The 13,535-nt window shown below is 72.5% G+C and carries 10 protein-coding genes; 6 read left to right on the top strand and 4 right to left on the bottom strand.

The genetic code is table 11. The annotated features are described in order from the left end of the window. The first annotated feature begins 393 nt into the window (after positions 1 to 393). Positions 394 to 1,416: an adenosine deaminase gene (locus ACF1BH_RS26220; protein ID WP_391646213.1), complete on the top strand. Its 1,023-nt coding sequence runs from the start codon at positions 394 to 396 to the stop codon at positions 1,414 to 1,416. Positions 1,417 to 1,618: 202 nt separating this feature from the next. Here the strand turns inward: ACF1BH_RS26220 and ACF1BH_RS26215 are convergent, their stop codons facing one another. Then, positions 1,619 to 2,800 (bottom strand): spermidine/putrescine ABC transporter substrate-binding protein, encoded by a 1,182-nt coding sequence (locus ACF1BH_RS26215; RefSeq protein ID WP_391646211.1) that lies wholly within the window; start codon positions 2,798 to 2,800, stop codon positions 1,619 to 1,621. Positions 2,801 to 3,411: 611 nt separating this feature from the next. Continuing rightward, positions 3,412 to 4,866 carry a gamma-aminobutyraldehyde dehydrogenase gene (locus tag ACF1BH_RS26210; RefSeq protein WP_391646209.1) on the bottom strand — a complete coding sequence of 485 codons (1,455 nt, stop codon included), beginning with the start codon at positions 4,864 to 4,866 and terminating at the stop codon, positions 3,412 to 3,414. Positions 4,867 to 5,029: 163 nt separating this feature from the next. On the opposite strand from ACF1BH_RS26210, the gene ACF1BH_RS26205 reads away from it, so the two are divergent. From ACF1BH_RS26205 to ACF1BH_RS26185, 5 genes are all read left to right on the top strand, one after another. After that, positions 5,030 to 5,536 carry an Lrp/AsnC family transcriptional regulator gene (locus ACF1BH_RS26205; protein ID WP_391646207.1) on the top strand — a complete coding sequence of 169 codons (507 nt, stop codon included), beginning with the start codon at positions 5,030 to 5,032 and terminating at the stop codon, positions 5,534 to 5,536. A 2-nt stretch (positions 5,537 to 5,538) separates the two neighbouring features. Next, a complete protein-coding gene (locus ACF1BH_RS26200; protein ID WP_391646205.1) occupies positions 5,539 to 6,900 on the top strand; it encodes an aspartate aminotransferase family protein in 1,362 nt (453 codons plus the stop codon). Positions 6,901 to 7,135: 235 nt separating this feature from the next. Then, positions 7,136 to 7,870, top strand: a complete 735-nt coding sequence (locus ACF1BH_RS26195) for an ABC transporter ATP-binding protein (protein ID WP_391646203.1) — start codon at positions 7,136 to 7,138, stop codon at positions 7,868 to 7,870. After that, on the top strand, positions 7,852 to 9,048 hold the full coding sequence (locus tag ACF1BH_RS26190; RefSeq protein ID WP_391646201.1) for a hypothetical protein: 1,197 nt from the start codon (positions 7,852 to 7,854) through the stop codon (positions 9,046 to 9,048). The genes ACF1BH_RS26195 and ACF1BH_RS26190 overlap by 19 nt, the downstream gene beginning before the upstream one ends. A 468-nt stretch (positions 9,049 to 9,516) precedes the next feature. Next, positions 9,517 to 10,488 carry a hypothetical protein gene (locus ACF1BH_RS26185; protein ID WP_391646199.1) on the top strand — a complete coding sequence of 324 codons (972 nt, stop codon included), beginning with the start codon at positions 9,517 to 9,519 and terminating at the stop codon, positions 10,486 to 10,488. Positions 10,489 to 10,751: 263 nt separating this feature from the next. Here ACF1BH_RS26185 and ACF1BH_RS26180 read toward each other — a convergent pair whose 3' ends face one another. Next, the gene (locus tag ACF1BH_RS26180) at positions 10,752 to 11,900 is read right to left on the bottom strand and encodes an ABC transporter ATP-binding protein (protein ID WP_391646197.1); all 1,149 of its coding nucleotides are present in this window, start codon (positions 11,898 to 11,900) and stop codon (positions 10,752 to 10,754) included. Further along, entirely contained in the window at positions 11,901 to 13,529 is a 1,629-nt protein-coding gene (locus ACF1BH_RS26175) for an ABC transporter permease (protein ID WP_391646195.1), read from the bottom strand. Positions 13,530 to 13,535: the final 6 nt, after the last annotated feature.

Raw genomic sequence — 13,535 nt, 5'->3', positions numbered from 1 at the left:
CCGCCCTGGTGCGGGGAGTCGGCGGGCTTACGCACCCAGTTGTACGGCTCCGGCGACAGCGCCACGGTCGGCCGGCGGGCATCCGCCTGACGGGGCGGGCTGAGCGGCGGTGACGGCGGGGAGGAAGCGACGGGGCGGCGCCTCCGGGAGCGCTCCGGGGCCGGGCGTCGACGCCGGATACGACGGCGAGGCCCGGCCGGCTGCCGGGGGATTTCCGGTGTCCGTGGCGTGGCCATCGAAGCGTCGGCTCGGGCTCCTGCCGTTTCTCGGCCATGGCGCTCCCCCCTTGCCGGAGGTCCTGTCACGGTAAGACCGGCCCTCGGACGGTGCCTTGGTGCCGCATACGATGACGGGCGACTCCGCACATCGCTGCGCCACTGACCAGGAGGAACGTTGTCCGATCTCGATGCCTTCATCGCGGGCCTGCCCAAGGCGGAGCTGCATGTCCACCACGTCGGATCGGCCTCTCCCCGGATCGTCGCGGAACTCGCCGCCCGGCATCCGGATTCCGCGGTACCCACCGACCCCGAGGCGCTGGCCGATTTCTTCACCTTCCGCGACTTCCGGCACTTCATCCAGGTCTACCTCTCCGTCGTGGACCTCATCCGTGACGCGGCGGACGTCCGGCTGCTGACGTACGAGGTCGCCCGCGACATGGCTCGGCAGAACATCCGGTACGCGGAACTGACCGTCACCCCGTTCAGCTCGACCAGTCGCGGCATCCCGGACGCCGTGTTCGTCGAGGCGATCGAGGACGCCCGCAAGTCGGCGGAGACGGAGCTGGGCGTGGTGCTGCGCTGGTGCTTCGACATCCCCGGCGAGGCGGGTCTGGCGGCGGCCGAGGAGACGACCCGGATCGCCTGTGAGCTGCAGCCCGAAGGGCTGGTGTCGTTCGGGCTCGGTGGGCCCGAGATCGGCGTGCCGCGGGGCCAGTTCGCCCCGTACTTCGACCGCGCCCGCGCGATAGGGCTGCGCTCCGTCCCGCATGCCGGGGAGACCACGGGGCCGCAGACCATCTGGGACGCGCTGCACGAACTGCGCGCCGAACGCATCGGGCACGGCACCAGTGCCGTACAGGACCCGAAGCTGCTGGCCCATCTCGCCGAGCACGCCATCCCGTTGGAGGTCTGCCCCACGTCCAACATCGCGACCCGCGCGGTGCGCACACTGGACGAGCACCCGATCAGGAAGATGACCGAAGCGGGGCTGCTGATCACGGTCAACAGCGATGACCCGCCCATGTTCGGCACCGACCTCAACACCGAATACGGCGTGGCCGCCCGACTGCTGGACCTGGACACGGACGGGGTCGCGGCGCTGGCGAAGAACGCGGTGACCGCATCCTTCATGGACGCCCCGGCCAAGGCCCGTCTGGCCGCCGAGATCGACGCCTACGCGGCGGCGCAGCGCGCATGACGCGGAGCGGGCTCCCGCCCCATGCGGCGGGAGCCCGCCGGACCGCCCGCCCCTGGGGCCGCGCCGCACGGGGCGACGGCTGCCGCGCCATGCCCGTGTACGGGCCCTGACAACGCCCCGTGTGCGCGGCGCTCCGTCCCCGTAGGGCATGGGGCGGCGCCCTGTCGGCGCGCCCGCCCCACGCGTTCGCCCGCCGCTGTGTTCACAGTCCCACGATCGCGTTCCACTCCCCCGCGAGGGCGGGGCGTTCCGCCGCCGTGATGTCGCGGGCGGTGGCTAGGCGCTTGCGCATGGCGGAGTCGGGGAAGATCAGCGGGTCCTCCGCCAGAGCGGCGCGTTCCTTGTCCTTGGAGGCGGCCAGGACCTCACGGGCGGCCGGTACGGGGCAGACGTAGTTCACCCAGGCAGCCAGGTCGGCGGCGATGTCGGGCCGGTAGTAGTGGTCGATGAGCTGCTCGGCGTTGTGCTTGTGGGCCGCCAGGTTGGGGATCATCATGCTCTCCGCCCACAGTTCGCCGCCCTCCTCGGGCACCACGAAGGCGATGTCCGGGTTGTCGGCCTTCAGCTGGATGACGTCGCCGGAGTATGCCTGGGCGGCGATCACGTCGCCGGAGTCGAGGTCCTTGATGTAGTCGTTGCCGGTGAACCGGCGGATGTGGCCCCGTGCGACGAGCCGGCGCAGCCGTTCGGTCATCCGGTGGAAGTCATCGGGCCGCCATCGGGTGATGTCGACGCCCTCGCCCTGGAGCAGCATGGCGAACGCCTCGTCGATCCCGGAGAACAGGCTGACCCGGCCGCGGAGGTCGTCGTGCCACAGGTCGGCGACGCTCCGGATCTCGCGGCCCAGTCTGCGGCGGTTGTAGGCGATGCCGGTGATGCCCGACTGCCAGGGCACGCTGTGCCTGCGGTCGGGGTCGAACGACGGGGACGCGAGCTGCGGGTCGAGGTTGCGGGCGACATGCGGCTGCGCCGTGCGGTCCATCTCCTGGACCCAGCCGAGGCGGACGTAGCGGGCGCACATCCAGTCGCTGATGACGACCAGGTCGCGCCCCGTGGGCTGGTGGTTCATCAGCGCGGGGCTGATCTTGCCGAAGAACTCGTCGTTGTCGTTGATCTCCTCGGTGTACGTCACGGAGATCCCGGTCCGCCGCCGGAACGCGTCGAGGGTGGGCCGACGCTGCTTGTCGTGGTCGTCGACGTCGATGTACAGCGGCCAGTTGGCGAAGACGAGACGGTGGTCGGCCGCCGAGCGGTCGGGGGCCGCGCGATCGGCGGCACGTACATAGGCGGGCGGCACACCGCATCCGGCGAGGCCGGCCAGCGCCGCCGCCGTACCGATTCCGAAAGTGCCCCGGAGCAGCGAACGCCGCGTGAGTTCCGACATGGCGTGCACTCTCATGCCTCACGGCCGGCGGCGGCAAGCCGACAGAACGTCAACTGCCGGTCCGCCACCCGCGACGTTCTGCCGGGCGAAGAGCCGCATGGGGCGGGCCACGCGGGGCGTGGCGCACGGGGCACGGGGCACGGGGCACGGGGCGAAGCATGAGCCGCTGCGGCATGGGGCGGCGCCCCGTGCCAAGGGGCCACGCATGGGGCGGAGCACACGAGGCGGCCCCACCAGCCCCGCATGGGGCGGCGGCCCCCGTTCCCCCATGGGGCGGCGACCCCCGTTCCTCCACGCAGAGCGCCCCGTCCCCACACGACACGAGGCGAAGCCCCAGCTCCCAAACAAGGCGCCCCCGCTCCCGCATGAGGCAGCGCACACCCGCACGCCCCCGCACGGAGCCCGCCGCATGAGGCACGGCGCTCCGCCCCACGCCCCGAGCCTCCGCAACAGACGCCCCCACCCACGCGCAGTGCCCCGTGCACCACGCATGGTGCGCGGTGCACGGGGCACTGACTACGAGAGATACGGGGCGTTCCTCGCCCCCGCCCCCGCATGGGGCGCCCGGCACGGGGCGCCACGCACGGTGCGGGGCGCCAGGCCCCGTACCGTCAGCCGTCCAGCGACGTCATCACGTGCTTGACGCGGGTGTAGTCGTCGAAGCCGTACGCGGAGAGGTCCTTGCCGTAGCCGGACTTCTTGAAGCCGCCGTGGGGCATCTCGGCGACGAGCGGGATGTGGGTGTTGATCCACACGCAGCCGAAGTCGAGGGCCTTGGACATCCGCATGGCGCGGGCGTGGTCCTTGGTCCACACCGAGGAGGCGAGGGCGTACTCGACGCCGTTGGCCCACTCCAGGGCCTGCTCCTCGTCGCGGAACGACTGGACGGTGATGACCGGGCCGAACACCTCGTGCTGGACGATCTCGTCGTCCTGCTTGAGGCCGGAGACAACGGTCGGGGCGAAGAAGTAGCCCTTCTCGCCGACCTGTTCGCCGCCCGCCTCGATCTTGGCGTGTGCGGGCAGCCGCTCGATGAAGCCCTTGACCTGCTTGAGCTGGTTGGCGTTGTTCAGCGGGCCGTAGAGCACGTCCTCGTCGTCGACCGCGCCGGTCTTCGTCTCCGAGGCGGCCTTGGCGAGCGCGGCGACGAACTCGTCGTGGATGGACTCGTGGACGAGCACCCGGGTCGCGGCGGTGCAGTCCTGACCGGCGTTGAAGTAGCCGGCGACCGAGATGTCCTCGACGGCCTTGGGGATGTCGGTGTCCTCGAAGACCACGACCGGGGCCTTGCCGCCCAGCTCCAGGTGGACGCGCTTGAGGTCCTTGGACGCGGACTCGGCGACCTGCATGCCGGCGCGCACGGAGCCGGTGATGGAGGCCATCGCGGGCACCGGGTGCTCGACCATCAGGCGGCCGGTCTCCCGGTCGCCGCAGACGACGTTGAACACGCCGCGGGAGTGGCCCAGTTCGTCCAGCACGGAGCCGATGATCTCGCCGATCAGGACGGTCGAGGCGGGGGTGGTGTCGGAGGGCTTGATGACGACGGTGTTGCCCGCGGCGAGCGCCGGGGCGAACTTCCACACGGCCATCATCATCGGGTAGTTCCACGGCGCGACCTGGGCGCAGACGCCGATCGGCTCGCGGCGGATGATGGAGGTGAAGCCGTCCATGTACTCGCCGGCCGAGCGGCCCTCGAGCATCCGGGCGGCCCCCGCGAAGAAGCGGATCTGGTCCACCATCGGCGGGATTTCCTCGGTGCGGACGAGGGCGAGGGGCTTGCCGCAGTTCTCGGACTCGGCGGCGATCAGCTCCTCGGCGCGCTCCTCGAAGCGGTCCGCGATCTTGAGGAGAACCTTCTGGCGCTCGGCGGGGATCAGGTCGCGCCAGGCGGGGAAGGCGGCCTCGGCCGCGGCCATCGCCGCGTCCACGTCGGCGGCCCCGGAGAGCGGCGCGGTGGCGTACGGCTCGCCCGTGGCCGGGTTGACCACCTCCGTGGTCCGCCCGTCGGCGGCGTCCCGGAACTCCCCGTCGATGTAGTTGCGCAGACGACGCAGTGCGGTGGTCACTGTGCGCCCCCTTCAATCAGATGTCCGGTGGTTGAGACACCCACCCTAGCCATGATGTCGACGCTTTCGACACACCCGCCACTCCCTAACAACGGAATCAGTGAAAAATTGATCGCAACGCAACTGATTTCATCGCTCACGGGTTGCAAGACCGACGAGGCTCGTGCACAGTGAGGGCGTGGCCCCCCGCAACAGTCACGACAGACGTGACAGAACCGGCACCCCGTCGATCGACTCCGTCTCCCTGGCGATCATCGAGCAGCTCCAGGAGGACGGGCGCCGTCCGTACGCCGCGATCGGCAAGGCCGTCGGCCTGTCCGAGGCAGCCGTACGCCAGCGCGTACAGAAACTGCTCGACCAAGGCGTGATGCAGATCGTCGCCGTCACCGACCCCCTCACGGTCGGCTTCCGGCGGCAGGCAATGGTCGGCATCAACGTCGAGGGCGACCTCGACCCCGTGGCCGATGCCCTCACCGCCATGGAGGAGGTCGAGTACGTCGTCATGACGGCGGGCTCCTTCGATCTCCTGATCGAGATCGTCTGCGAGGACGACGACCACCTGCTGGAAATGATCAACAAGCGGATCCGCACGCTGCCCGGCGTCCGGACGACCGAGAGCTTCGTCTATCTGAAGCTCCGGAAGCAGACCTACACCTGGGGAACGAGATAGCAATGAGCGCCGACCTCTCCAAGACGGCGTACGACCACCTGTGGATGCACTTCACCCGCATGTCGTCGTACGAGAACGCCCCCGTGCCGACGATCGTGCGCGGCGAGGGCACCAACATCTACGACGACAAGGGCAAGCGCTACATCGACGGCCTGGCCGGCCTCTTCGTGGTCAACGCCGGTCACGGACGGGTGGAGCTGGCCGAGGCCGCCGCCAAGCAGGCGCAGGAGCTGGCCTTCTTCCCGGTGTGGTCCTACGCCCACCCCAAGGCCGTCGAGCTGGCCGAGCGGCTGGCCGACTACGCCCCCGGCGACCTCAACAAGGTCTTCTTCACCACGGGCGGCGGTGAGGCGGTCGAGACCGCCTGGAAGCTCGCCAAGCAGTACTTCAAGCTCACCGGCAAGCCGATGAAGCACAAGGTGATCTCCCGCGCGGTGGCCTACCACGGCACCCCGCAGGGCGCCCTGTCGATCACCGGCCTCCCGGGCCTGAAGGCGCCCTTCGAGCCGCTGGTCCCCGGCGCGCACAAGGTCCCCAACACCAACATCTACCGCGCCCCGATCCACGGCGACGACCCCGAGGCGTTCGGCCGCTGGGCCGCCGACCAGATCGAGCAGCAGATCCTCTTCGAGGGCCCCGAGACCGTCGCGGCCGTCTTCCTGGAGCCGGTGCAGAACGCCGGTGGCTGCTTCCCGCCGCCCCCCGGCTACTTCCAGCGCGTCCGCGAGATCTGCGACCAGTACGACGTGCTGCTCGTCTCCGACGAGGTCATCTGCGCGTTCGGCCGGCTGGGCACGATGTTCGCGTGCGACAAGTTCGGCTACGTCCCGGACATGATCACCTGCGCCAAGGGCATGACCTCGGGCTACTCCCCGATCGGCGCCTGCATCATCTCCGACCGCCTGGCCGAGCCGTTCTACCAGGGCGACAACACCTTCCTGCACGGCTACACCTTCGGTGGCCACCCGGTCTCGTCCGCCGTGGCGCTCTCCAACTTCGACATCTTCGAGCGCGAGGGCCTGAACAAGCACGTCCTGGAGAACGAGGGCAACTTCCTCTCCACCCTCGAGAAGCTCCACGACCTGCCGATCGTCGGCGACGTCCGCGGCAACGGCTTCTTCTACGGCATCGAGCTGGTCAAGGACAAGAACACGAAGGAATCCTTCAACGAGGAGGAGACCGAGCGCGTTCTGTACGGCTTCCTCTCCAAGGCGCTGTACGACAACGGCCTGTACTGCCGCGCCGACGACCGCGGCGACCCGGTCATCCAGCTCGCGCCGCCGCTCATCGCCGACCAGTCGGTCTTCGACGAGATCGAGCAGATCCTGCGCACCGTGCTGACGGAGGCGTGGACCAAGCTCTGATCCCCCGCGCCGTTCCGGTCCACTCCGGTCCGGCGCCGAGCAGAAGCTTGCACAACCGAAGATCGCACGGCCCGAATTCGCTCAAGAGAAGCCATAGGAGTGAATTCGGGCCGTTGTGCATGCCCAGCGCCGAATCATGAGGGTCCGCAGTCCTTACCGTGCCAGTGACCGATACCCTCCATGGTCGTTCACCCGGTCGGGGGAACGAACGGACGCGAACGCAAGAGGTGCGCAGATGGTGGCCCCGCCTGACAACGACATTCTCTGGGCCCGCGGCCTGCACCACAGTTACGGCGCCGGCACCGCACTGGCCGGAGTCTCCCTCGGCGTCCGCGAAGGAGAGATCCTCGCCGTCACCGGCCCGCGCGGCAGCGGCAAGACGACGTTGCTGCGCTGCCTGTCCGCCCAACTCGCCCCGTCCGAGGGCGAGGTGTGGTTCAACAGTTCACCGGTGCACACCCTCCCCGCCCGCCACCGCGAGCGGCTGCGCCTGGACCGCTTCGGCTGGATCGACACCCAGCCCCACCTCGTGGCCGAACTGACCGCCGGGGAGAACGCCGCCCTGCCACTGCTGCTGCGCGGCGAGAGCAGCCGCGCCGCGCGGAACACCGCGGCCGAGTGGCTCGACCGGCTCGACGTCGGCGACTGCGCACGCCGCCGCCCAGCTCAGCTCGACCAGTCGCAGCGTCAACGCGTCGCCATCGCCCGCGCGCTGGCCACCACGCCGCAGGTCCTCTTCGCGGACGAGCCGACCGCGCCGCTGCACCGTGCGGACGCCACCCAGGTGCTGCGCACCCTCACCACGGCGGCCCGGTCGCACCAGATCACCGTGGTCCTCGCCACCCACGACCCGGAGGCGACCTCCCTCGCCGACCGCACCGTCGCCCTCCTCGACGGCCGCCGGTCCCCCGGCGGCGCCGTCTCCGCCCCCGACGCGGAAAGCAGGGCAGCGTGCTCGCTCTCCGTCTAGCCCGCGGTACGCGTCCCCTGGTGCTGGCGCGGCGTGCCGCCGTCGCCGCGGCGTCCGGGGGCACCGGATTCCTGCTGCTGGCCACGCTCGGCCACGCCACCGCGCACCCCGCGGACTCCGGCCAGGCCGCGGTGCGGTTGCTGTGGTGCCTGGCGCCGCTCGCCGCGACCGCACAGCTCGCGGCGGCAGTGGCGCGTACGGATCCCGCCGCGCGGCTCCAACGGGGCATGGCGGCGGCGGGGCTGGGCCCGTTCCGGCTGACGCTGCTCGCCGCCGTCTCCACCGCGCTCACCGGCGTGCTGGGCGCCGTCGCGGCGCTGCTGGTGTTCCTCCGGCTCCGTGGTGGTCTCGGCGCGGCGCCGTGGCCGAAGGTCGCCACGGAGTTGCTCGGCGCGGGGCATCCGCTGCCGATCGCCGGGACGGCGCTGTTGCTGGCGCTGGTACCGCTGGTCATGGCCGGGGCGACCGCGCTGGCGCTGCGTCCGCGTGAGTCCGCTGCGGCCCCGGCGCCCGCGCCGTCGGAGACGGGGGACGGTGCCGACGGGGCGCCGCGCACGGCGCCCGCCGCCCCGTCCGGCCTGCCGTGGGGCATCGCCCTGACGGCGGTGGGGCTGACCGTCGAGACCTACGCGGGCCGCGGGGCGGCCACGGGCTCCGGTCTGCTGCCGCTGCCGGGCCGCCTGGTGGGCAGCCCCCCGGGCGTCCTCGCCGGCTGGGCGCTGTCCGCCGTCGGACTGGTGTTGGCGGGGCCGGGCCTGGTGCACCTGTGCGGGCGGCTGCTGTGCGCGGGCCGTCCCGGCGCGCTCCGGCTGCTGGCGGGGCGGGTGCTCCAGGAGGAGGCGCGGCGGATCGGCCGCCCCATCGGGGTGCTGTGCGCGGTGGCGTCGGGTGGCTACGCCGCGATGAAGGTGTTCCGCGCCGCGCCGCTGGAGACGTTCGGGCCGCTGACCGCGGTCGGCGCGGCCGTCGTCCTGGGCTGCGTCCTGGCGAGCGCGCTCGCCGCCGGGCTGGAGTCCCGCGCCGCGCGGGCCGACGCCACCACGGCCCTCCGCAGGCTCGGCGCGCCGGCCGCCCTCCTCCGCCGCGCCGCCACCCTCCGCGCCGCCACCCTGGTACTCGTCCTCGCTCCGCTGACGTGGGGCGTGGCCGAGCTGGCCACGGTGCCGTTGGTGCGGTGAGGGCTGCGCTGCTGCGCAGGGGGCGGCGGGCAGGACGGCGGGCATGGGCGGTGGGCGTGGGGCGCAGGGCCCCGTGCCCACGCGCCATGCGGGCGGCGTCTGATTCTGCGGAGCCCGCGCCATGCCGTGGCCCCATGCGCCTGGCCTCATGCGCCGCCCCATGCGGGCGGACCGTACGCGCCGCACCTCTATGCGGGCGGACCGTCCGGAAGGGCGGCCGGAACAGCCCGGGCGGCGTAAACGGCCCCGGGGCGGCGGGCAGCAGCCGGTTCCGGGCGCCCGCCGCGCCCCATACGCCCCGTGACCGTGCCGGCCGGGAGCCTGGCCCGCGGCATCCGTCCGCCCCGTGGAAGCAACCCGTCCCCCGGAAAGCACGTCTGCATGGCCGGGTAACGCAGTGGTGAGATGCACGCCCGCGGTACCGGGGCGAGCCACGGTGCGGCGGACGGGGCGCGAACGGAGCACGTGGTGATCATCGGTCTTGTGACCGCCGTGGCGGCCTCCGCCTGTTACGGCGCGGGGTCCGTACTGCAGGCGGTGGGGTCGCGCAGATCCGCCCGCCAGGAAGCGGCCGTGGCCCCTTCCTCCGGTGTGACGCAACACGGCGGCCCCAGCCTCTCGTCGACCGCGAAGGCCGCGGTGACCTGGGAGTTCCTCGTCGGTACCGGGCTGGACTTCCTGGGTTTCGCCCTGGGCGCGCTGGCCGCGCGGCTGCTGCCGCTGTTCCTCTCCCAGACGGTGATCAGCGCCAACCTGGTGATCACCGCGCTCCTGAGCATCAAGATGCTCGGAATCCGGCTGACCCGGCCCGAGTGGACATCGATCGCCGTGGTGTGCTCGGCACTGGTACTGCTGGCCACCGCCGCGGGCCACGAGGGCAGCGGCGCCACCCCGCTCGCCACACACTGGTGGCTGCTGGCCGCGTCCGTACTGCTGATCGGCGTCGGCACCCTCGTCGTACGGCTGCTGGGCGCCCGCGCGGCCATCCCCGCCGGTCTGCTCTCCGGTCTGGGCTTCGGCGCACTCGGCGTCGGCGTACGCGTCCTGAACGGTGTGGACCCGTTCGACCTGCCGACCCTGCTGAGCGACCCGGCCCTCTACGCGATTCTGGTGGCGGGCCTCGGCGGCATGTATCTGCACACCGTGGCGTTGCAGATCGGCTCGGTGAACGGTGCGACAGCGGCGCTGGTGGTGGGCGAGACGGTGGTGCCCGGCATCCTCGGCGTGCTCTGGCTCGGTGACGCCTCCCGCCCCGGCTTCGCCTGGGTGGCCGTCCTCGGCTTCGTCCTCGCGGTCGCCGGAGCCGTGGCCGTCGCCTGGTTCGGCTCCCCGGAACCGGACCCCGCCGCGATCCCGCCGGGCGGTACGGACGGCTCCCGCGGCTCAGGAGACACAGGGGATCCGGGGCGGAGCCTGCCCGAGGGCGTGGCGGGGCGCTGACGCCGGGACGGGCGGGGCCGCCCGGTGCCGCGCATGGGGCGGGCCAGGCCATCGATCGTGCGAGTGCGCATCAGGGCACCGGCTGCACGGGGCGGGCCGCATGAGGCGCGCCGGGTCCTCGATGGTGCGAGTGCGTTCCAGGGCAACCGGCTGCACGGGGCGGGCCGCAGGGGGCGGGCCACCTGCCGCTGGGGCGGCGGGTAGCCCGCGCATCGCCTCATGCGGCCCGCCCCATGCGCGTACCGCCGCGCCCACGCGCTCCGCTACCCCGGCTGCCCGCCCGCAGCCGTGACACCCGGGCCTCCAGAGGCAGGCCCGCGGTCGCCCAGGGCGCTCTCCCCCGCCGCCCCCAACACGACGACGTCCTCGGGTACGAACCGCACCCCCACCCGCTGCCCGGGCTCCGGCGCGTCCCCGAGCGCGCAGGCCGCCTCCAGTTGCGGGCCGTCGGCCGGCTGGAGGAGGAGAGCCACATGGGTGCCGCGGAAGGTGCGGGAGGTGACGGTGCACGGCAGACCGTCCTCGGGGGCCGTGAGCCGTACCCCGGCCGGGCGTACCAGCAGGCGGCACGCCCCGTCCTCCGCCCCGTGGGGCACCGGCACCTTGCCCCAGGGCGTCTCGGCGGCCCCGCCCCGTACCGTCGCCCCGACGACGTTGTCGAAGCCGAGAAACCGGGCGACGAACTCGGTGGCGGGGCGTTGCCAGACCTCCAGCGGTGTGCCGGTCTGTGCGATGCCGCCGTTCTGCATGACGACGACGCGGTCGGCCAGCGCGAACGCCTCCCCCTGGTCGTGGGTGACGGCCAGCACCGTCGTCCCCAGCGTGCGGAAGAGGCCCCGCAGTTCGACGACGAGGCGTTCGCGCAGCCCGCGATCGAGCTGTCCGAGCGGTTCGTCGAGCATGAGCAGCCGGGGGCGCGGGGCGAGGGCCCGGGCGAGGGCGACCCGTTGTTGTTCTCCGCCGGAGAGGGAACCGACGGCGCGCCGTGCGGCGCCCGGCAGGCCCACCAGGTCGAGGAGTTCGGCGACGGTGCGGTCCTGCTCGGCGCGGCGCGCCCCGCGCATCCGCAGGCCGAAGGCGACGTTCCCGGCGACATCGCGCTGCGGGAACAGCTGGTGGTCCTGGAACATCAGGCCGACGCCGCGCCGGTGCGTGGGCACCCGTGCCTGATCGCGTCCCTCCAGGACGACCCGCCCGGAGTCGGCCGGCTGCAATCCGGCGACCACCCGCAGCAGCGTCGACTTGCCGCTGCCGCTCGGTCCGAGAACGCAGACGATCTCGTGGGCGGCGACGCCCAGGTCGACGGCGTCGAGCGCGGCGGGCGCCCCCTGCCCGCCGAAGCGGACGGTCACCCCGTCCAGGCGCAGCAGATCGCGGCATTCGGTGGGCCGGGCCGTGGTGGTGACGGTCATCTAGAACTCCCCGGAGTGGTCGGTGCGGAGGCGTTCCAGGGCGAGCAGGGCCCCGGCGCACACCACCATCAAGAGCGTGGACAGGGCCATCGCCTGGCCGTAGTTGAGCTCCCCGGCGCGGCCCAGCAGCCGGGCCACCGCCACCGGGAGGGTGGGGTGGTCGGGGCGGGCGATGAACACCGTCGCGCCGAACTCGCCGAGGGAGACGGCGAAGGCGAAGCCCGCGGCGATCAGCAGGGCGCGGCGCACCATGGGGAGGTCGACCTCCCGCCACACGCGCCACGGGGAGGCCCCCAGGACGGCGGCGGCTTCACGGAGCCGTCCGTCGACGGCGCGCAGCACCGGCAGCATGGTGCGCACCACGAACGGCACACCGACGAGGGCCTGGGCGAGCGGCACCAGCCACCAGGAGGAGCGCAGATCCAGCGGTGGCTTGTCGAGGGTGATCAGGAAGCCGAAGCCGACGGTCACTGCGGACACCCCGAGCGGCAGCATCAGCAGCGCGTCGAAGCCGCGCACGAGGCGGCCGCCCCGTCGGGTGAGCGCGGCGGCGGCGAGCCCACCGATCGCCAGGGCGATGACGGTGGCCGCGGCGGCGTAGGCCAAGGAGTTCCACAGCGCGTCGAGCGGCGCGACGGCGAAGGTGCTGTCGGCGGACGCGGCCGAGCCCAGCGTGGTGTAGAAGACCGTCCCGTAGCCGTCCGGACCGGCGAAGGACCGGACGACGAGGACGACGAGCGGGGCCACGAGGAGCACCGCGATGACGGTGACGGTGCCCCACAGCAGCGCCCACTGCCCACCGCCCCGCGGGCGGTGCGCGGTGCGCGCGGCGTCGACGAGGCGGAGGGTGGTTTCGCGGCGCCGCACCGTCCAGGCGTGCAGCGCCAGCAGGCCCAGCACCGCGACGAACTGGATCAGGGTCAGGACGGCGGCGGTGGGCAGATCGAGGAAGTCGGCGGTCTGCCGGTAGATCTCCACCTCCAGGGTGGAGAAGGTGGGGCCGCCGAGGATCTGCACCACGCCGAACGACGTGAAGGTGAACAGGAAGACCATCAACGCGGCGGCGGCGACAGCCGGGCCGAGCGCGGGCAGCGTCACCCGGCGCCATGCGGCGAACCGTCCGGCGCCGAGCACCCGTGCGGCCTCCTCCTGCCGCGGGTCGAGCTGGCTCCACAGGCCGCCCACGGTGCGGACGACCACCGCGTAGTTGAAGAAGACGTGCGCCAGCAGGATCGCCCACACCGTGGTGTCCAGCCGCACCCCCCACAGGTCGTCGAGGAGCCCGCCGCGGCCGACCAGCGCGAGGAAGGCGGAGCCGACGACGACGGTGGGCAGGACGAACGGGATGGTGACGACGGCGCGCAGCAGCTGCTTGCCGGGGAAGTCGAAGCGAGCGAAGACGTACGCCCCGGGAAGGGCGACGAGCAGCGTCAGGCCGGTGGAGGCGGCCGCCTGCCAGAGCGTGAACCACAGGACGTGCAGGATGTCCGGGTCGCCGAGAACGGCGGTGAGCCGGCTGAACTGCCAGTGGCCGCCGTCGCTGAGTCCGCGGCCGACGATCGCCGCGACGGGGTAGGCGAAGAACAGCGCGAAGAACACGAGCGGCAGGGCCAGCAGCCCCATGCGCACCGCGGT

The sequence above is a fragment of the Streptomyces sp. NPDC014733 genome, from assembly GCF_043083385.1.
In the GTDB taxonomy this organism is placed as follows: domain Bacteria; phylum Actinomycetota; class Actinomycetes; order Streptomycetales; family Streptomycetaceae; genus Streptomyces.
Note: the sequence above shows the minus strand (reverse complement) of the source record. Positions and strands in the feature narration are given on the sequence as shown.